Source organism: Methylobacillus arboreus (assembly GCF_020532725.1).
In the GTDB taxonomy this organism is placed as follows: Bacteria; Pseudomonadota; Gammaproteobacteria; order Burkholderiales; family Methylophilaceae; genus Methylobacillus; species Methylobacillus arboreus.
Map to the genome: position 1 here is coordinate 13,450 of NZ_JAJAVC010000004.1, position 18,943 is coordinate 32,392.

Annotated in this window: 18 protein-coding genes; 15 read left to right on the plus strand and 3 right to left on the minus strand. The window is 55.0% G+C overall.

Features of this window, described 5'->3' with window-relative positions:
• Nucleotides 1-47: 47 nt before the first annotated feature.
• Nucleotides 48-341 (minus strand): hypothetical protein, encoded by a 294-nt coding sequence (locus LG198_RS04940; protein WP_230342074.1) that lies wholly within the window; start codon nucleotides 339-341, stop codon nucleotides 48-50.
• A 178-nt stretch (nucleotides 342-519) separates the two neighbouring features.
• On the opposite strand from LG198_RS04940, the gene LG198_RS04945 reads away from it, so the two are divergent.
• The 12 genes from LG198_RS04945 to LG198_RS05000 all read left to right on the plus strand — a co-directional run bounded on the left by LG198_RS04945 (nucleotide 520) and on the right by LG198_RS05000 (nucleotide 15,150).
• On the plus strand, nucleotides 520-1,971 hold the full coding sequence (locus tag LG198_RS04945) for a sigma-54-dependent transcriptional regulator (protein WP_230342075.1): 1,452 nt from the start codon (nucleotides 520-522) through the stop codon (nucleotides 1,969-1,971).
• Complete coding sequence (locus tag LG198_RS04950) at nucleotides 1,971-3,308, plus strand: ExeA family protein (protein ID WP_230342076.1); 1,338 nt, start codon at nucleotides 1,971-1,973, stop codon at nucleotides 3,306-3,308. Before LG198_RS04945 ends, LG198_RS04950 begins: the two co-directional genes overlap by 1 nt.
• Nucleotides 3,309-3,394: 86 nt before the next feature.
• Complete coding sequence (mshL, locus tag LG198_RS04955; RefSeq protein ID WP_230342077.1) at nucleotides 3,395-5,230, plus strand: pilus (MSHA type) biogenesis protein MshL; 1,836 nt, start codon at nucleotides 3,395-3,397, stop codon at nucleotides 5,228-5,230.
• Complete coding sequence (locus tag LG198_RS04960) at nucleotides 5,214-6,383, plus strand: tetratricopeptide repeat protein (RefSeq protein WP_230342078.1); 1,170 nt, start codon at nucleotides 5,214-5,216, stop codon at nucleotides 6,381-6,383. The genes mshL and LG198_RS04960 overlap by 17 nt, the downstream gene beginning before the upstream one ends.
• 74 nt (nucleotides 6,384-6,457) lie before the next feature.
• Nucleotides 6,458-8,161, plus strand: coding sequence for a GspE/PulE family protein (locus tag LG198_RS04965; protein WP_230342079.1), 1,704 nt, complete (start codon nucleotides 6,458-6,460; stop codon nucleotides 8,159-8,161).
• 5 nt (nucleotides 8,162-8,166) lie between these two features.
• The gene (locus tag LG198_RS04970) at nucleotides 8,167-9,372 is read left to right on the plus strand and encodes a type II secretion system F family protein (RefSeq protein WP_230342080.1); all 1,206 of its coding nucleotides are present in this window, start codon (nucleotides 8,167-8,169) and stop codon (nucleotides 9,370-9,372) included.
• A gap of 5 nt (nucleotides 9,373-9,377) precedes the next feature.
• Complete coding sequence (locus LG198_RS04975) at nucleotides 9,378-10,940, plus strand: hypothetical protein (protein WP_230342081.1); 1,563 nt, start codon at nucleotides 9,378-9,380, stop codon at nucleotides 10,938-10,940.
• The gene (locus LG198_RS04980; protein ID WP_230342082.1) at nucleotides 10,937-11,554 is read left to right on the plus strand and encodes a hypothetical protein; all 618 of its coding nucleotides are present in this window, start codon (nucleotides 10,937-10,939) and stop codon (nucleotides 11,552-11,554) included. The genes LG198_RS04975 and LG198_RS04980 overlap by 4 nt, the downstream gene beginning before the upstream one ends.
• Nucleotides 11,551-12,057 (plus strand): hypothetical protein, encoded by a 507-nt coding sequence (locus LG198_RS04985; protein WP_230342083.1) that lies wholly within the window; start codon nucleotides 11,551-11,553, stop codon nucleotides 12,055-12,057. The genes LG198_RS04980 and LG198_RS04985 overlap by 4 nt, the downstream gene beginning before the upstream one ends.
• Before the next feature lie 12 nt (nucleotides 12,058-12,069).
• Nucleotides 12,070-13,572: a hypothetical protein gene (locus LG198_RS04990; protein WP_230342084.1), complete on the plus strand. Its 1,503-nt coding sequence runs from the start codon at nucleotides 12,070-12,072 to the stop codon at nucleotides 13,570-13,572.
• Nucleotides 13,573-13,577: 5 nt separating this feature from the next.
• Nucleotides 13,578-14,315 carry a type II secretion system protein gene (locus LG198_RS04995; protein WP_230342085.1) on the plus strand — a complete coding sequence of 246 codons (738 nt, stop codon included), beginning with the start codon at nucleotides 13,578-13,580 and terminating at the stop codon, nucleotides 14,313-14,315.
• 79 nt (nucleotides 14,316-14,394) lie between these two features.
• Nucleotides 14,395-15,150 (plus strand): HesA/MoeB/ThiF family protein, encoded by a 756-nt coding sequence (locus tag LG198_RS05000; RefSeq protein WP_230342086.1) that lies wholly within the window; start codon nucleotides 14,395-14,397, stop codon nucleotides 15,148-15,150.
• Nucleotides 15,151-15,184: 34 nt separating this feature from the next.
• On the opposite strand, the gene LG198_RS05005 is transcribed toward LG198_RS05000, so the two are convergent.
• Nucleotides 15,185-16,030, minus strand: a complete 846-nt coding sequence (locus LG198_RS05005) for an SPFH domain-containing protein (RefSeq protein WP_230342087.1) — start codon at nucleotides 16,028-16,030, stop codon at nucleotides 15,185-15,187.
• Between the two features lie 18 nt (nucleotides 16,031-16,048).
• Nucleotides 16,049-16,501: an NfeD family protein gene (locus LG198_RS05010; RefSeq protein WP_230342088.1), complete on the minus strand. Its 453-nt coding sequence runs from the start codon at nucleotides 16,499-16,501 to the stop codon at nucleotides 16,049-16,051.
• A 137-nt stretch (nucleotides 16,502-16,638) separates the two neighbouring features.
• Here LG198_RS05010 and LG198_RS05015 point away from each other — a divergent pair, with 137 nt between their 5' ends.
• The 3 genes from LG198_RS05015 (at nucleotide 16,639) to LG198_RS05025 (ending at nucleotide 18,936) form a co-directional block, all read left to right on the plus strand.
• The gene (locus tag LG198_RS05015; protein WP_230342089.1) at nucleotides 16,639-17,274 is read left to right on the plus strand and encodes a PEP-CTERM sorting domain-containing protein; all 636 of its coding nucleotides are present in this window, start codon (nucleotides 16,639-16,641) and stop codon (nucleotides 17,272-17,274) included.
• A gap of 185 nt (nucleotides 17,275-17,459) precedes the next feature.
• A complete protein-coding gene (locus LG198_RS05020) occupies nucleotides 17,460-18,026 on the plus strand; it encodes a LemA family protein (protein WP_230342090.1) in 567 nt (188 codons plus the stop codon).
• A gap of 16 nt (nucleotides 18,027-18,042) precedes the next feature.
• Entirely contained in the window at nucleotides 18,043-18,936 is an 894-nt protein-coding gene (locus LG198_RS05025; RefSeq protein WP_230342091.1) for a hypothetical protein, read from the plus strand.
• Nucleotides 18,937-18,943: the final 7 nt, after the last annotated feature.

Below are 18,943 nucleotides of genomic sequence, written 5' to 3' on the forward strand. Positions count from 1 at the left end.
CCTGAGTAAGCCAGCGCTAAGTATCCTCTATCCAAGGCAGCGTTGCTTTACGCTTCGTAGTCCTCTTCATCATCCCCGGCATTGTCGATAAAGTCTTGCACGTCATCCACGGTGATGCCTGTGCTGTCATTGATGGTTTCTATCTTCCTTGAAGAAAGTCCCAGCACCTCGGTGGCAACGTGCTCTGCCGAGTATTGGTTGATCCTGTCGATAAGTGATTCCATGAATTCCGCAAAGGTTGTGTCTTCCGTCACCACTTCATAAGTATGGTCCAGTGCAATCTGGGCAATCGATGGAAAATATTCGTTGATGGAATGAATGGCGTTTTCGTCCAGGGACATCACTTGCTCCTTGATAATAATGGGATCATTATCCACCAAACTGTATCGGGCTTCTTAATTTCTCGTGTGCTGTTGATCCGCAAGGAGCTTGCCTTGTGTGATTGGGGCGATATGCTTATAGTAGCGCCATGGTTTGTACTCTTTTACCCCCCAGTATGATTCATGGAAAACCGCTCTGATGGCTGCACAGCTTCCTGCATTGATCATCATTGATGATGACCCCCTGATCACCGATACCCTGCATTTCCTCCTAGGCAAGGATTTTGAGGTGTATGTCGCGGAGTCGCGTGCGCAGGCCAGGAGCCTGTTGCGCCAGTTGGAAGAGCCGCCGCCGCTGGCATTGGTTGATCTCGGATTGCCGCCTGTGCCGCACAAGCCTGATGAGGGATTCAAGGTCATTGGCGAGTTGCTCGCGCATGCGCCTACCATGAAGATCCTTGTGCTTTCCGGCCAAAACGAAGAAGCCAACGTCAAGCATGCGCTGGCCCTGGGGGCTGTGGACTTTATTCCCAAGCCTTGCGATGTCGAGCGCCTGCGTGAGTTGCTGCATAACGCACTCAAGCTGCAGGATGCCGAGCGCGGCGCGACGGCGAGTGCTGAAGACAGTTGGGGATTGCTCGGCAGCAGCCTGCCCATGCAAACCCTGCGTACGCAAATCACGCAGTTTGCCGATGCGCCATTCCCGGTGTTGATTGAAGGCGAGTCTGGAAGCGGCAAGGAGCTGGTAGCAAGCTGTCTGCACCGGTTCAGCCGCCGCTCAGGCCAGCCCTATCTTTCTCTGAATTGTGCGGCCATCTCGCCTAACCTGGCGGAATCCATCCTGTTCGGCCACGGCAAGGGATCATTCACTGGCGCGGCCAATGCCCATAGCGGTTATTTTGAGGATGCGGGCGAAGGCACATTGTTCCTTGACGAAATTGGCGAGTTGCCCCTGGAGTTGCAGGCCAAGTTGTTACGTGTGCTAGAAAATGGGGAATACCAGCGCATAGGCGAAACCCAGTCCCGCCGCAGCCGCGCCCGTATTGTGGCTGCCACCAACCGTGACCTGCGCGAAGAAGTGCGCGCCGGGCATTTCCGCATCGACCTCTACCACCGCTTGAGCGTTTTTTCAGTCAGGGTGCCGCCCTTGCGCGACCTGGACCAGGACCGCTATCTGTTGCTGGAGCATTTCAACCAGTTCTATGCGCGTGAAACCGGGCAGCAGACTTTTGAACTTGATGAACAGGCCAAGCAGCGCTGGCTGGATTATCACTTCCCCGGCAATGTGCGTGAGCTGCGCAATATTATTATCCGCCTGGTGGCCAAGTATGCAGGCCGTGTGGTGACGGATGCCCAACTGGCTTCCGAGCTTGACCTCATGCACACCGGGCTGGGCCAGAGTGCCGGCAACTCCGCAGATATACCGCTGATTGCCGATGAAGCGGCCATGGCGAGCCAAGCGCACAAACATTTGCAAACCCAGGCCAACGTCAACCTCGACCAGGTGCTGAAGTCCTGGGAACGCGCTTATGTCGATGCCGCCATGAAAATTACCCATGGCAACCTGAGCCAGGCAGCCAAGCTGCTGGGTATCAACCGCACCACGCTCTACAGCCGCATCCAGCTGCAACAGGATTACAAAGGCGAATAGTGTATTACGCACACTTTGGCCTGAAAGAGCCGCCGTTCAAGATTACTCCCAATACTGATTTTTTCTTTTCCGGCGGCAATCGTGGCGCAGTGCTGGAAGCGCTGAGCTATGCCATTTTGCATGGCGAAGGCATCGTCAAGGTCGTGGGCGAGGTCGGCAGCGGCAAGACCATGCTTTGCCGCATGCTGCAAACGCAGTTGCCCGATCATGTGGACAATGTCTATCTTGCCAACCCCAGCATGGCGCCGGAGGATGTACTGCACGCTATAGCCCTGGAGCTGAGGCTGGACTTGCCCTCCGATTTGAGTCGGCTTGAAGTCATGCAGCGCCTGCAACAGGCGTTGCTGGAAAAGCACGCAGCCAAGCGGCAAGTGGTGGTGTTTGTGGAAGAGGCGCAGGGCATGCCGCTGGCAACGCTAGAAGAGATCCGGCTGTTGACCAATCTCGAAACCCGGCACGACAAGCTGTTGCAAATCGTGTTGTTCGGGCAGCCGGAGTTGGATGAAAACCTTAACCGGCGCGAAATCCGTCAGCTCAAGGAGCGCATCACCCACAGTTTTTACCTCGGGCCGTTGAATCAGGATGAAATTGAGGAATATCTCATGTTTCGCTTGCGGGCTGCTGGGTATTACGGGCCGCCGCTGTTCAGCAAACGTGCCATCAAGCAGTTGGCGGAAAAGGCGCAGGGTCTGGTGCGACGCGTCAATATCCTCGCGGATAAATCGTTACTGGCTGCATTTGCCGCCAATACCTACCAGGTAACACCCCGGCATGTGAGGGCGGCAATCCGAGATAGCGAGTTTGCCAGCGATAGGCCGAGTTCCCAAAAGCGTTCCTCAGTAGTGCCTTGGATATTGCTGACGGCAGTCGCTGTATTGGGGGCTTTTGTGGCATGGAACGAGAGGGTGCTTGTGCCGCATACAACCCCGGTTGAGCCAGTGGTGCAATCTGCCGAGGCTCCGGTTGAGCTGGAACAAGAGTCCAAGCCAGTCCCCGTTGCTTCCATCAGGCAACTCATCAAGCAGCGCGAAGAGCATACAGCCGCCTGGCTTGCCACCTTGCCTTCGCACTATCTCACCATAGAGCTGGTGCGTCATCTTGCCTGGGATGACCTGGAAAAACAGCTACAGCCGGTATTGGCGCAGCTGGTGCTGGATGATCTATATGCCGTTGACACTAAAGTTAATGCAGATGGCAGCGTTATCATATTATATGGCGCGTATGAAAACCGCCAGGATGCACTGGCCGAATTGAAGCTTTTACCCGAGGAACTGCAGGCGGGTGCGCACTTGCGCACCATTGCCGGTATCATGGAAGAAATGAAGCAACATCAATAGCTTGGTTGCATTCAAGTAGCGATTATGGGATAAATCCCGAAACCAGAATCACTAACCCAGAATTTACTAACAGAGGGAGTTGCATTTTGTCCGGCCAGTTGCCAAAAGTTGCCAGCATTCTGATATTGCCATTTGTGCTTGGCCTGACAAGTTGCGCCCATCAATCCACGGTTTCCCCTTCCGGCGGCCATATCGACGAGCAAGTGTCTGCAACGCCGGCGCAGGCAGCCGCGATTCCCAAGCCGGTCAAGAGCAGCAGCTACCTGCCGCCGCCCAAGCCGCGGACCAAGGAGCAGACCTACAGCGTTGTGGTCAACGATGTGCCGGTCAAGGAAATCCTCTTTGCGCTGGCGCGCGAGAGCAAGCTCAATATCGACATCCATCCCGCCATTCAGGGCCGTGCCACCTTCAATGCCGTGGACCAGACCCTGCCCGCCATCCTGGAGCGCCTGGCCAAGCAGGTGGACCTGACTTACCGCGTGGATGGCAATGTACTCAGTATTACGCCGGATATGCCAGTGCTGCGCAGTTACAAGGTGGATTACGTCAACATGTCGCGTGATACTACGGGCTTTATTGGCGCAGCGGCAGAGATTGCCAGTACCGGGCGGGCTGCTGCCACCGGCGGAGTCGGTGGTGCCAGTGGTGGTATGGGGGCATCGGGTGGTGGCGCGTCGGGCGCTTCCGGTGCGGCCAATAGTTCCCGTACTGCTGTCAATAGCGAGTCCAGGAATCACTTTTGGGAAACCTTGATCCAGAACCTCAAGGATATTCTGACCGAGACTGATAAAGAGGTGATCATCACCCGTACCGGCAGTACATCCCAATCCGAGGAGACTGCGCCATCTCAAGAAGGCGAAGCTAATCCGCCCACCCAAGCTCCAGCGCGAAACAGTGCGGAAGAGCGTGAGCAGGCACGTACAGAATACAAGACCCTCTTTGCCGCTACTGTGATTGCCAGTCCGGAAACCGGCATCATCAGCGTGCGGGCTACCAGCCGTCAGCATGAGAAAGTGCAGGAATTCCTCGACAAGGTCATGGATAGTGCCAAGCGGCAAGTGCTGATCGAGGCGTCGATTGTTGAAGTGACGCTGAATGACACCTACCAGGCAGGGATTGACTGGACACGTCTTGGCAACGGTTTCAACATGACCAACCAATTAGGGCTGAGCACGGTGCTGACACCTGCCGGAATCGCCGGTACTGCAGGTACTTCCGTGCCATTCAGCGTGGGTTATTCAAGCACCAACAGCAATATCGACTTCAGCTTGCGCCTGTTGCGCCAGTTTGGCGATACCAAAGTGTTATCAAGCCCTAAGCTCATGGTGCTGAACAACCAGACCGCCGTGCTCAAGGTAGTGGATAACCTGGTGTACTTTACGATTCAGTCGCAAATCTCCCAGGGGACTGTGCAAGGTTCGGCCAATCTGCAAGCGGTTACCACAACGCCCAATACAGTGCCTGTGGGTGTTGTGATGAGTGTGACACCGCAAATCAATGATTCAGGTCTGGTGAATATCAATATCCGTCCTACTATTTCCCGGGTTCTGGGATATGTGGATGATCCCAATCCGCAACTGGCGGCGGTGACTCCGCCGATCGTGAGCAGGATTCCTCAAATCCAGGTGCGCGAGCTGGAATCAATGCTGCGTATCAATAGTGGCAACACCGCTGTTCTGGGCGGATTGATGCAAGACAATATCCAGCAGGCCACTGACAAGGTGCCTGGCGTTTCCAATTTGCCGCTTTTCGGCAAACTGTTCACGGCACGCAGCAATTTCAATGTCAAAACCGAACTGGTGATTTTCCTGCGGCCTATTGTTGTCCAGAATGCGAGCCTGGAAAGCGATGAGTTGAGCAGTTACAAGCAGTACCTGCCTGCCCAGCAATTGCAAAGGTTGATTAATGAGTCTGTTAATTAGCGCATTGGAAAAGGCTGAGCAGGGCAAGCAACAGTCATTGAAAAAGGCTGAAATCGAGGATTTCGTCTTTGATCTTGGCCCTGCTGATGAAACAGCCCGCAGTGGTGAGAATAAGCAGGCAGACACAGCACCGCCAGAAGCAGGGCAAACTACTGCCAACCAGCAGGCGGCGGCTCGCCTGCTGGCTGCCAAGTCAGCCACGATGAAGCTGGATTCGCGCATATCGCCATTCACGCAGGGTTTGTTGCTGCTGGCGTTGCTGTTGCTGATTGGTTTTGGCGTGCTCTGGTATACCAGTTCCCTGACGCAGCCGGAAGTGATTGTGCCGAAACCGCTGCCACTCGCCTCGGCTCCGTCTGTGGTGGAGAATGATATGCCAGAAGCGGTTGCGGAAGGGGATGACGCTACGGCGCAAGCAGATGGACTGCCTACGATGACGGCGTTGACACCTGCGCCAATTGTTCTAGCAGAGCCACCCGTACGCAGCACTCCTCCAACTAGCCAGCCAGTGCCGCAAGTGTTTGGAGAGGCGCCCAGGCCACCGGAAAACAGCCGCGTGCAGGTCAGCCGCAACCGTGCGGCTGCAACGGTGAACCAGTCTGTATTGTCGGCATATGATGCCTTTAACCGTGGCGATGATGCGTTGGCGCAGCAAGGATATCGGCAAGCCTTGCAGGCGGATCTGCGTAATGTGGATGCCTTGCTCGGCATGGCCGCGATTGCGGCGCGACAGAACCGCAGCGAGGATGCGATTGGCTGGTATAAAAAAGTGCTGGAAGTGGAGCCACGCAATCATGTGGCCCAGGCAGCGATCGTGGATTTAAAAGGGCAGGCCGATCCTGTTGCCAGTGAATCGCGCTTGAAGAGCCTGATCAGCCAGCAGCCAGATGCAGCATACCTGCATGCGGCGCTGGGGCACCTTTATACCGAGCAGGGTCAATGGCCGCTGGCGCAGCAGGCTTATTTCCAGGCGCATCATCTTGATGCGGCCAATCCCGAATATGCATTTAACCTGGCTGTCAGCCTTGACCAGATGGGCAAGCAGGTACTGGCCCTGCAATATTACCGGCAAACACAGGCATTATTGGCGCTCAGGGAATCGGCGGCGGTGGACCAGGCGCAACTGGCCGCCAGGATACAGCAGCTTCAGTAGCCGCCTTCGTTTATAGAAGGCGCTCGCGGCCTAGGTGTGCTGGGCTCAAAACATAACGGAAAAAGAATTCGCGCATGGTAGAACAGCGTCGCAAGCTCCGCTTGGGAGAATTGATGGTGCAACAGGGCCTGATCAGTCAGGACCAGTTGCGCATCGCCCTCATGGAGCAGGAACAGAGCAATATCCCGCTTGGGCGGCAGCTCGTACGCCTGGGATTTGTGACCGAGTCGGTGGTGCGCGACCTGGTGGCGCATACCATCGGCCAGGAGAGTATCGACCTTGCTACCGTGGTGGCCGACGCCGATGCGCTCAATATGGTGCAGGAAAGTTTTGCGCGCCGTTACCACTTGCTGCCGGTGGCATTTGATGCAGCCAGCAGGCTGCTCACGGTGGCGATGTCGGACATGTTCAATGTGGTGGCGCTGGACCAGTTGCGCGCCACGGCGGGCACCCAGGTGCAGGTCAAGCCCGTGCTCGCTGCCGAAGCCCAACTGGAAGAATATATAGACCAGTTCTACGGCTATGAGCTTTCCGTGGATGGCATCCTGCGTGAAATCGAAACCGGCGAGATCGACTACCAGAGCCTGCAGTCCGTAGGCGATGAATACACCCAGCCCGTGGTGCGGCTGGTGGGCGCGCTGCTCATGGACGCGGTCAAGCGCGGCGCTTCGGATATTCACTTCGAGCCGGAATATGCTTTCTTGCGCATCCGCTACCGGATTGACGGCGTGTTGCAGCAGATCCGCAGCCTGCACAAGACCTATTGGCCTGGTATTGCCGTGCGTCTCAAGGTGATCAGCGGCATGGACATTGCCGAGACGCGCTCGCCGCAGGATGGCCGCCTGAACATGAACCTTTGCGGCCGCCCGATTGATTTCCGCGTGGCGAGCCATCCCACGATTCATGGCGAGAATATCGTGCTGCGGGTGTTGGACCGCGAGAAGTCCATCATCCCGCTGGAGCGCATGGGTTTGCGCAACCATACCCTGGACGAACTCAAGCTCATGATGACACGCCCGGAAGGCATTCTCGTGGTTACGGGCCCTACCGGCAGCGGCAAGACCACCACGCTGTATTCCTTGCTTTCATTCAGGAACACCGAAGCGGTGAATATCATGACCCTGGAAGACCCGGTGGAATATCCGGTGACCATGATGCGCCAGACCTCGGTTGCCGAGGTGAACAAGGTGGATTTTGCCAATGGCATACGTTCCATCATGCGCCAGGACCCGGACATCATCCTGGTTGGCGAAGTCCGCGACAGCGATACCGCCACCATGGCCTTTCGCGCAGCGATGACCGGTCACCAGGTGTTCACCACCCTGCATACCAATTCCGCGCTGGGCACTTTCCCGCGCCTGCTGGATATCGGCATTTCGCCGGATATCATGGCGGGCAACATCATCGGCGTGGTGGCGCAGAGGCTGGTGCGCGTGTTGTGCACGCATTGCAGGGAGCAATATGCGCCCAATGACGATGAGCGCAAGCTGTTGGGCAATACAGGCCGTATCGACCTGCGCATCTATCGCGCTACTGGTTGCAAGCAATGCAACTTTACCGGTTATCGCGGCCGCATGGCCATCATGGAACTGCTGCGTATTGATAATGACATGGATGCCCTGATCGCGCGCCGTGCGCATTTTGATGAAATGCGCAGCATGGCGCTGGAGAAAGGCTTCACCACGCTGGCCGAGGATGGCGTGCGGCGCATCCTCGAGGGGCATACCAGTTTGGCGGAAGTCATGCGCGTGATCGATTTGACGAGCCGCGTCAGGTAGCCCGCATGCCTACCTTCAATTACAAGGCGATGGATCAGGCAGGGAAATCAGCCCGTGGGCAGATTGACGCCCTGAACGAAATCGACCTTGAATTGCGGCTCAAACGCATCGGGCTGGACCTGATTACCTTCAAGCCCGCGACCATGCGGCCTTCCATATTCAGCCGCAGCAAGGTCAGCCTGCAAGACCTGGTGATCTTCTGCTTTCAACTGGAGCAATTGACTTCTGCCGGCGTGCCGTTGCTCGAAGGCTTGGTGGATTTGCGCGACAGTACCACCAATCTGCATTTCCAGAAGGTCATTGGTGCGCTGGTGTCGTCGGTCGAGGGTGGCAAGATGCTGTCGCAAGCGCTGGCGGAGCATCCTTACGTCTTCAACCGCGTGTTCATTAGCCTGATCCGCGCCGGTGAGCAGACCGGGCGCCTGCCCGAGATATTCCAGCACCTTGCGGCAACGCTCAAATGGCAGGACGAACTCATTGCACAAACCAAGAAGCTGTTGGCTTACCCGCTCTTCGTGCTGGTAGTGGTGCTTGGTGCCGTGGTATTCCTCATGGCCTACCTGGTGCCGCAGATGGTGTCTTTCCTGACTAATATGGGGCAGGAGCTACCTTTGCAGACACGCATCCTCATTGCGGTTTCCAATGCGGTGGTGAATTACTGGTGGCTGATGATTTCCGTGCCTGTCGTGCTAGTGGCGGTGCTTGCCGTGGCCATTCGCCAAAACCCGGAAATGCGCTATCGCTACGACTTTATCAAGCTGCACCTGCCGGTGACGGGCGATATCCTCAACAAAATCATTCTTGCACGGTTTTCGCGCTATTTTGCCCTGATGTACCAGACCGGCATCCCGGTGTTGGACGGCATGCGCAATTGCGAGGAAATTGTGGATAACAAGGTTGTGGCCGAGGCTTTGTACCGGGCCTGGCAGCAGATCAATGCCGGGGAAAGCATGAGTGACAGTTTCCGCAATGTCGGCCTATTTCCGCCGCTGGTGGTGCGCATGATCCGCGTGGGGGAGAGCACTGGCGGGCTGGACAGGGCATTGCTCAATGTCAGCTATTTCTATGACCGTGACGTCAACGAGTCGGTGGAGAAAATGCTGAAGATGATAGAACCTGCGCTCACCGTGGTGCTCGGGGCTGTGCTTGCGCTCATCATGTTCTCCGTGCTGGGTCCGGTGTACGATTCGTTCAGTCAACTCAAACTCTAGCCCTCATGTTCGATAGACTCATACTTTGCGCCACCAATGACAAGCTGATTGCCGGCCGCTGGCAGTTCGGCCGTTTGCGCAATTATGACGTCTTTATCAACGATGCACAGGGCCATGCGGGGTTTGCCGATTTCCTGCTGCGCTATAGCTTTGTCCCCATTTACCTGATGGTGGATGCGCAGGAAGAGGATTTCCATGTGGAAACCCTGCCGCACACCATAGGCCGCACGCGGCACGAAATGCTGCAGCGCAAGCTCAACCACGTGTATCGCGGCAGCACCTTCCGCGCGGCGCAGTTCCTCACACGTGAGCGCGACAAGCGGCGGGATGACCGCTTCCTGTTCGTTGCCCTGACCAATACGGATTTCCTCCAGCCGTGGCTGGAAGCCATGGTGGCGCAGCAGGCGCAACTGGCAGGCGTTTATACCCTGCCCATGGTCAGCCAGCGCCTGCTGAAAAAGATCAAGCTCAATGCCGGGGATATCCTGCTGAGCGAGCAGTTGTCCTCCGGCTTGCGGCAAAGCTATCTGCATCAGGGGCGTTTGCGTATCAGCCGCCAGGTGCAGATACCGGCAGAAGCCTACGACAAGCTGGCTTATTTTCATTTAGTGGAAACCGACAAGGCCAGGCTTTACCTGCTGAGCCAGCGGCTGATTGCGCGTGATACCGCGCTGAAGGTGGTCGTGCTTACGCCGTCGGATGATGCAGAGCACATTGCACGCAACATCCAGCAGGAGCAGGGCCTGGAATGCCAGGCAATCAACCTGGCGCAGGTTGCCTCCCATGTCGGCTTGCCGCCTGACCATGTGCGCCTGTTCCCGGAGTTGCTGCACATGCATATGCTGGCGCGCGGCAATGTGCCGGACAACCTGGCGCCTGAGCCGATCACCAGGCATTACAAGCTGGAATTTCTGCGCAAGAGCCTGGTAGGTTCCGCGCTGGTGATTGCCTTGCTCGGCCTGTTGTTGACAGTCCTGTACCTGGTCCAGGCGATGGGGGAGGCGCAGAAAATCGAGCAGTTGGTGGTAGAAACCCGCCAGCAGGAACAGCGTTACGGGGAAGTCGCCAACAACTTCCCCGCCACGCCGATCAACGGCATGGATTTGCAAACTGCAGCAGGCATTCACGAAGCCATCAGGCAGCATGAGACAAACCCGGGCAAGATGATGCAAGTGGTCAGCAGCGTGCTGAACCAGTTGCCGGGCATCCAGTTGGAACGGTTGCGTTGGGTGATGAGCCCGAACCTTGCCCTTGGCGATACTGAAAGCGAGGGAGCGACGGCGGCACCAACACAAGCTGCAAGCGGTGGTACCTTGTACCAAATTGGGTTTGTCAGTGGCGAAATTCGCGGATTTGCCGGCGATTACCGTGCAGCGCTGGAGATAGTGCAGCATTTTTCTGAAGTGCTTAAGGCAGATGCATCCGTCATGGAGGTCGTTATCTTGCAGCAGCCCGTGAATGTGAGCTCTTACTCCAGCCTGCAGGGCAGCACCACGGATGAACGCACTGCCCAGCGCGAAAAAGCCGTGTTCAAGCTCAAACTGGTGTTGAAGCCGGAGGCATCATGATTACCCTGACACGCGCAGACTGGGCCCGGCTGGGGTTGCCGATTGCGGCATTGCTGGTTGCCGTTGTCTTTACCGCCTTGATCACCGGCTACGCCCGATCCTACCGTGATGAAGTCAGCCAAAAGCTGAGCCAGCAAGAAACCCAGCTCATGCAGGCACGCTCGCGCCTGCAATCCTCGGGCCTGGAACGCGAGAACATCATCCGCTACCTGCCGGTTTACCAGCGCCTGATCAGCCAGGGCTTTATTGGTGAAGAACACCGCATTGAATGGGTGGATGCCTTGCGCAACATCCACCAGGCACAACGGCTTTTTGGCATTAAATACAGCATAGGCGCCCAGGCGCTTTACACCCCTGCCTTTATTGCCAACACTGCGCCATTTGGCCTGTACCGCTCCGTGATGAAGCTGGAACTGCCCCTGCTGCATGAAGGCGACCTGCTGGTATTGCTGGATGGCCTCAAGAACGCGCAGACAACGCCTTTCCTGTTGCGTGAATGCAGCATTAACCGTGTGGGCACAGTAGTGCCTGACAGGCTGGTGCCCACCGCCAATGCAGCATGCGAACTGGACTGGCTCACCTTGCGCGAGTCTTCATCAGGAGGCGCCCCATGAAATATCTGCTGTTAAGCCTGTTGTTGATTACCCAGGTTGCTCTGGCAGCAGAACCGTTGGGACGCCTGTTTACATCGCCTGCCGAGCGTGAAGTCCTCAACCGCCTGAGACAAAATCTGAAAGGCCAGATGCTCGAACAGGCCGCTAATCCGCTGCCTGAAAGCAGCGCGGAACAACTGCCGGTCAGGAACATCCCGCAGGAAGTCAGCATCCAGGGCTTTGTCCAGCGCAGCGATGGCGGCAAGGGCACCGTCTGGGTCAACCGCCAGCCATTGCAGGAAAGCAGCGACAACGGCCAGGTGCAGGTTGGCAAATTCAAGAAAGGCAGCAACAGCGTGCCGCTCACCATGCAGGACAACGGACACCACATCCAGCTCAAGGCCGGGCAAGTGTTCCACCCTGAAACCGGCGAAATCACCGAGCGCAACGTGCACGCCACCGAGCCTGCCGAGCCCACTGCTTCAGCGCCACTCAACACTACCACCCAGGGTGTCATCCGTTAAGGGCATGTGACGATGAGCCCATCCCCCATGCCCAGCCTAGCCCGCCAGCGCGGCGCTGCCTTGCTGCTGGCCATGTTTATCATCGGGCTGGCGGTGACAGCTTATGTGGTAAGGTCTTACGATGCTGCTGCTATGAAAGCACGGCAGGAAGAAAGGACGATAAAGGCATTGGCGGAAGCGAAGGAGGCATTGATTGCTTGGTCGGTGACGCATAATCAGACACCAGGTCAAATGCCGTGGCCAGATAGACGTGAAACCAATGATCCCAATTATGATGGTAGAAGTGATTGTTCTTCTGCTTCCTTCGAATTGGTGAATAGCCAAGGCGAAGCCAATTTTATTGGGCAGTTACCATCGTTGCCTTCGACTACGCCATGTCTTATTTATCCTGGAATAGGACATTATCAGGATGCCTATGGTAATAAGTTATGGTACGCAGTATCGCGCAATTTAGTAAGAAATTATGTTTCTCCTGCGACTAACCCAATAATTAATCCCGGGATTATTACAGCACCTACATATCCTTGGATGATTATAAGGGATGGTCAGGGTGGGATTATTTCTAATCGTGTTGCAATTGTGATTATTGCGCCAGGTTTACCTCTGTCAGGGCAAAATCGATCTTCAAGCGCCCCACCTGTCTCAGCATATTTAGACACTATGGAAATAAACGGTAATGTTTATTCTAATGCTGATTATCTGATTGATACTGAAGATTTTATTCAGGGCCCAACAACTTCTAGTTTTAATGATCGCTTGGTTTATATAACTATTGATGAGTTGATATTGAGTGTTGCAAGAAGAGTTGCACAAGAGATTAGGTCTAGGACAAAGGATTTTTCTACTGATGGAATTATAAAAGGATGCATGTTGGGGGATGCGATATGTAGTAACAAGACTACTAACCTGGTATGGGATTTCAAAGGCTCATATGTGGTTACGCCTTCTGACTCGTCGGTGGCGTCTTATACCAAGGTGCAAACGCCCAAACAATTTCAATGCAGTAGCGGTGCCAATTCTTTGAAATGTAGTGATGAAGATAGTTCAGGGCAAAATGGTCAGGAGAATCCTACTGTTGTTTCTGTGGAAATTCCATTAGATGGGCAACATCTAATAGGTTTAGGAGTGCAGAAAAGGACGGTTGAAAGAATAAGAGCTGAAAGAGGGGAAATAAGAGTAATCAGAAATGATAAGACCATTACCATACATCCTACAGATTCAGGAGGGGCAATTGAGATAGGGAATCCTGGTCTAACAGAAAATCATGTAGATTGGCCCGAGTGGTACTTCAATAATTACTGGGACCAATATACCGATGTCCTGATGCTCCCAGGGCAAGAGAGTAATTGTGATGCAAGCTGTTTTATATTGCTTCGTAAAAATGGGATAGCAATAAATAAGATAAGGCAATTGGTACTAGTCAGGCGACGTAATATAGACAATGTTAATGTCCCAATTGTTAATGAGCGGGCATCTGGGATTTTGGCAGTTTCTTGGATACAGGATTACGAGTGAGAGTGATGCATAGGGAACATGGTTTTTCTCTAATTGAAATGGCCGTGGTTCTGGTCATTCTTGGTTTTGTGATTACTGCTCTAATATTGCCAGTAACAGCACAGAGGGAAGCTAGCTCTCTACGCCAAACAGAAAATCAATTGGCAATTGCCCAGAAAGCCTTGATTGGCTTTGCCCAGGCAAATGGGCGCTTGCCTTGTCCTGCAACTTTTGCGAGTCGTGGAGTCGAGGCTTTTATACAGCAAGCCAGTGAAGGTGGAGGTGAATGTGATCCCAATGCACAATTGCTACCTGCTGCGACATTGGGAATACAGCCTGTTAATGACCAAGGTCAGGCTGTTGATGGGTGGAGCACTTCCGTTTTCTATAAGGTTGCTCAAAGCAATAGAGGAGGGAGTGCATTGCCTGATTTTACAACTAGGAATGAAATGTCCTTGGTTGGGATGGCACTGTTGGTGCCAGAGATTCGGGTCTGTGCGAGTAGTTCAGACTGTAGTGAGACGAGTTACTTAATCAATAATGCCGTTGCAGTGGTTTATTCATTAGGCAGTACCGGCCCTCAGGTTTTGGCCGGAGCTGCACCGGGTGGTGCTGATGAACAGGTTAATCTTAATAATGACAATATTTTCGTCAGCCATGACATTCGAGCCAGTGATCCCAATGGCAGTTTCAATCATATTGTGACTTGGATTTCCCCTTACGTTCTCTACAACGCCATGGTCCAGGCCGGGCAGTTGCCTTGATACCTCGGTACAATATCTCTCTTTCGATGTTTGTTAGGCTGCCAGTGTCAGCTTGAGTGATGTATCTCTAAGTTAATCCATGAACGATAACCAACTCCTCCGTTACAGCCGCCATATCCTTTTGCCGCAGATTAGCTACGAAGGACAGGAGCAGCTCGTCAACAGCCATGTACTGGTGGTTGGAGCGGGCGGGCTTGGCTCTCCGGTGGCTTTGTATCTTGCCGCTGGTGGCGTGGGTACGCTGACGATCTGCGATTTTGACGAGGTGGATCTGACCAATCTGCAACGGCAGATCATCCACACCACGGCAGCGGTGGGCAGCAACAAGGCACAATCTGCCGCCAATACCATTGCTGCGATTAATCCTGAAGTGACAGTACAACCTATAACGCAGCGTGTGGATGAGGCCAGCCTGCGCGCATTGGTGCAGGCGGCGGATGTAGTGATTGATTGCACGGATAATTTCACGGTGCGCTATGCGGTCAACCAAGTGTGTGTTGAATTGCGCAAGCCGCTGGTATCAGGTGCGGCGATTGGTTTTGAAGGCCAGGTGACGGTGTTTGACATGCGCCATGACGATAGCCCGTGCTATCACTGCCTGTTTCCCAACCTTGGGGGAGATGAAGGCCTGAATTGTGCGGAGAATGGGGTGTTTGCGCCGCTGGTGGGCATAATAGGCACCATGCAGGCGGCAGAGGCAATGAAGCTGTTGTTGGGGTTGGGCAAGAGTTTGCAGGGCAGGTTGTTGTTGCTGGATACGATTTCGATGGAGTGGCGCACGCTCAAGTTGAGCAAGGATGCAGCGTGTCCCGTATGTAACAAGCAATCACTATAACTAATAAAAAAGGGAGCATATGCTCCCTTGGTTTTTATTTGCTCCCGCCGATCAGTGCTTTCACCGCGCTGACTACATCGCCCGGCATGACCACAATCTTGCTGTTGCTGGAGTTGGACATTTTCTGCAAGGTCTGGATATAGCGGTCACCCAGCAGGAAGGTGGCCGAGGTGTCGTTCTCCCTCACGGCTTCCGCAATCAGGCGTATCGATTCTGCCGAGGCTTCCGCGGCGACTTTTTGCGCTTCTGCATCTTTTCTTGCGGCTTCCAGCCGTGCCTCGGCATTGAGGATCAAGGACTGTTTATCGCCTTCGGCACGCGTGACCACGGCCACGCGCTCGCGCTCGGCAGAAGCCTGTTGTTCCATGGCATGCTGCATGTTGGCCGAGGGCTTGATGTCCTGGATTTCCACCGATTTGACCGTCAGGCCCCAGTCGGCAGCTTCGTCCGCAATCGCGTTTTTCAGCTCGGACTTGATGCGCTCGCGCGAGGTCAGCGCTTCGTTAAGCTCCATGCCGCCGATGATGGAGCGCAGGTTGGTCTGCACCATATTGCGCATGGCTTCGCGAAAGTCTTCGATACCATATACAGAGCGCTCGATATTGGTCACCTTGATAAACGCGACCGCATTGGCAAGGATCACGGCGTTGTCCTTGGTAATGACGTCCTGCTCGGGCACGTCGAGGATGATGTCCTTGGTGGTGACCTTGTAAGTGACTTTGCTGAAGATCGGATTGATGACGTGCAGGCCGGGGGTAATCACGGAATTGAATTTCCCCAGCCGTTCCACCACCCATTCTTCGCCCTGAGGCACGATGCGGATGCCTTTCCAGGCCAGCACCGCGGCGGCGGCGATCAATACAAATGCAAATTCAAACATGGCTTCTCCTCGTTGGTGTTATTGGGCGGTTTTTCTGCTGACGCGCAGGCGGTTGCCTTCGACGGCAGTGATCACGGCTTCTGCCCCGGTTTCTATTTCCTCGTTGGCAATGGCTACCCATTCCCGGCTCCCCAGCACGCCCTGTGCAAATGCGATACGGCCGTTCTGCTTGGGGCTAACGGTTTCAGTGATGGTGCCGGTGCGGCCAATTTCCTCACCGCGCGACTGGCCGATGTTGGAGTCATCTCGCTCGCGCCGGTAGAACTGCTTCCAGATGGCAAGCGACCCTAGGGAAAGCGCGGCAAAGATCAGCAATTGCCAGGCGGTAGCCAGTGCGGGAAACAGGTAGGTGAGCAGGCTGAGGCCCAGTGCGGCAATGCCGAACCAGAGTATGTAAAGCGTGCCGGACAGCATTTCCAACGCGATGAGGATTAGCCCGAGTATGCCCCAGATCCAGAGCGGTTCCAGCATAGTGATTGTTCCGTGGTGATATTTAGTTGCCATCGTACCAGAACTTTAATCTGGGATTAGGGTCACGTGGCAGGGGGGAAATTTTTAAGCACGAGTTGTAACGGCGCTTAAGTTCATTCAACATCAAGGAGGTCGTGATGAAATTTCCCGCATTGGGTTTTCTTTTGACATTAGCATTTGCACCGGCAGTTCATGCCGCTACTACCATCAGCACTATAGACCAATGGGATGGCGAGGTCTCGCCATTCGGCACGCCGGATACTGCCACCTATGGCCAAACCATTAGCATCGGTGAACAGGCCCAGGTACTGGAGTCGTTTTCTTTTATCCTCACAGACTTGAATGCGGCATTTACGGTCGAAGTGGGAACTTGGACAGGTTCCAGGGTAGGGGAGATCATTTACCAGTCTGATCCATTCCGCTTCTCTGCTTCCAGCGAATATACTGAGATCACAGCATATCCGTCCGTGAACCTGGAGGCTAACAGTCAATATGTGCTGTATTTCACGACATCCGGCATTCAGGATGGCGTGACCAGTACCAATGAGTGGGGTTTTGCACCTGATACCGCTTATGAAGGCGGCACTTTTGTTTACCTCAACAATGGCAATGACCGCAGCCAGTTGACCGGCACGGATTGGAATACCACTCTGGGTGGTGACCTGGCATTCACTGCGACGCTGGCGCCCGTGCCTGAACCAAGCACTTATGGCTTGTTGCTGGCGGGGCTGGGGTTGATAGGGTTTGCAGCACGCCGTACCCGTTCTGTATAAGCTTTAAATGTGAGATTGCAAAAAGCCAGCATTGCTGGCTTTTTGCTTATGGGGAGCCCCCGGTCTAACTATTTGCTAAACCGGTATTAACAGGATTCCGGGTCTTCGCCCGGAATGACAAAGAACATGGCATTTGCCTGCGTACAGAGATGCAGATTACACTGCCTGCAAAAAAGGGAGGCAATATGCAGATTTTCCTGGTGGTGCTACTGGTGGTTGCAGTGGTGTATTTCATCATGGTCTACAACGGCCTGGTGAACCTCAAGAACAATGTCGAAAAAGCATGGGCGAATATCGATGTGCTGCTCAAGCAGCGCCATGACGAGCTGCCCAAGCTGGTGGATACCTGCAAGCAATATATGCAGCACGAGCAGGCAACCTTGCAGCAGGTGATCCAGGCGCGTTCGCGGGTGCAGGCAGCCAGCGAGCAGCATGATGTTGTCGCGCTGGGTGCGGCGGAGAGCGCATTGCGCACCGGGCTTGGCGCCTTGTTTGCCGTGGCGGAATCCTACCCGGAGTTGAAAGCCAATGAGCAGTTCCTGCATTTGCAGGCCCGCATCAGCGGCCTGGAAAACGCGATTGCCGACCGCCGCGAGTTCTACAATGAAAGCGTCAATCTGCACAATGTGAGGATTGCCCAGTTTCCTGACCTGCTGGTAGCCCGTGCGCTGGGCTTTAACCGTGAAGCCATGCTGCGCTTTGCCCGCAGCGAGCTCAAGGATGTCGATATTGCCGCGCGTTTCAGGCAGTAGTTACTGATTGCATTGCATGTTGCGCGGCTGGCGTAGCTATTACCTAGATTGCCTGAGCGGCACCGCGCATCTGGCATTGCTTGCGGTCGCTGTACAGTCTGGCGATTCCAGGGTCTGGATGGCATGCCTGGCCCTGGCTGCCGGGGTGAGTTTTATTGCCTGGGCGGGCAATTACAAACGCATGCGCGCCATTGCCGACCTGCCCACTTCGCGCATTGCCTCCGCTGCGCAAGGCTATGTCGAGCTATATGGCCGCGCGATAGCCGACCCTGAGCACCTGATTGTCAGCCCGTTTACATCGCTGCGTTGTGTCTGGTACCGCTTCCAGGTTTTCCAACGCCGTGATGGCCGGCACTGGCGCCTGGTGCATGAGGGGGCAAGCCATGAAACCTTTGTGATTACCGATGGCTCGGGCCAGTGTTTCATTGACCCGGACCATGCGGAAGTCGTAGGCCAGGAACGCCGCGTCAGCTATGCGGCGGATTACAAGCGCGTGGAAGAGATTCTTTTTGCGGGTTCGATTTATGCGCTGGGCGAGTTTGCCACCGTGGGCGGGGCCAATATGCCGCTCAACCAGAAAGAGGATGTTGCCGCCCTGCTTGCCGAATGGAAGCGCGACAAGGACGGATTGCTCAAGCGCTTCGACCTGGACGGCAACGGCGAGATTGACCTGAAGGAGTGGGAACTGGCCCGCCGCGCCGCGGCGCGTGAAGTGGAAAAGCAGCACCGGGAATTACGCACGGCGCCTGGCGTGCATGTGATGCGCGCGCCTGCAGATGGTCGCCTGTTCCTGCTTTCCAGCAGGTCGCCGCAACGCCTGCGGCGGCAATATCTGCTGTTGAGCTACATCCATGGGCTGGTGTTCATCATCATCCTGCTGGCATTGGTGCGCTTGTCGGCAGGCTGGTAGGTTTTTA

Coding starts and splice junctions, on each gene's coding strand:
- LG198_RS05000 (WP_230342086.1), top strand. CDS start 14,395: ATGAACGATAACCAACTCCTCCGTTACAGCCGCCATATCCTTTTGCCG.
- LG198_RS05025 (WP_230342091.1), top strand. CDS start 18,043: ATGTTGCGCGGCTGGCGTAGCTATTACCTAGATTGCCTGAGCGGCACC.
- LG198_RS04970 (WP_230342080.1), top strand. CDS start 8,167: ATGCCTACCTTCAATTACAAGGCGATGGATCAGGCAGGGAAATCAGCC.
- LG198_RS04965 (WP_230342079.1), top strand. CDS start 6,458: ATGGTAGAACAGCGTCGCAAGCTCCGCTTGGGAGAATTGATGGTGCAA.
- LG198_RS05015 (WP_230342089.1), top strand. CDS start 16,639: ATGAAATTTCCCGCATTGGGTTTTCTTTTGACATTAGCATTTGCACCG.
- LG198_RS04980 (WP_230342082.1), top strand. CDS start 10,937: ATGATTACCCTGACACGCGCAGACTGGGCCCGGCTGGGGTTGCCGATT.
- LG198_RS05005 (WP_230342087.1), bottom strand. CDS start 16,030: ATGTTTGAATTTGCATTTGTATTGATCGCCGCCGCCGCGGTGCTGGCC.
- LG198_RS05020 (WP_230342090.1), top strand. CDS start 17,460: ATGCAGATTTTCCTGGTGGTGCTACTGGTGGTTGCAGTGGTGTATTTC.
- LG198_RS04985 (WP_230342083.1), top strand. CDS start 11,551: ATGAAATATCTGCTGTTAAGCCTGTTGTTGATTACCCAGGTTGCTCTG.
- LG198_RS04960 (WP_230342078.1), top strand. CDS start 5,214: ATGAGTCTGTTAATTAGCGCATTGGAAAAGGCTGAGCAGGGCAAGCAA.
- LG198_RS05010 (WP_230342088.1), bottom strand. CDS start 16,501: ATGCTGGAACCGCTCTGGATCTGGGGCATACTCGGGCTAATCCTCATC.
- LG198_RS04995 (WP_230342085.1), top strand. CDS start 13,578: ATGCATAGGGAACATGGTTTTTCTCTAATTGAAATGGCCGTGGTTCTG.
- LG198_RS04975 (WP_230342081.1), top strand. CDS start 9,378: ATGTTCGATAGACTCATACTTTGCGCCACCAATGACAAGCTGATTGCC.
- LG198_RS04945 (WP_230342075.1), top strand. CDS start 520: ATGGCTGCACAGCTTCCTGCATTGATCATCATTGATGATGACCCCCTG.
- LG198_RS04940 (WP_230342074.1), bottom strand. CDS start 341: ATGTCCCTGGACGAAAACGCCATTCATTCCATCAACGAATATTTTCCA.
- LG198_RS04990 (WP_230342084.1), top strand. CDS start 12,070: ATGAGCCCATCCCCCATGCCCAGCCTAGCCCGCCAGCGCGGCGCTGCC.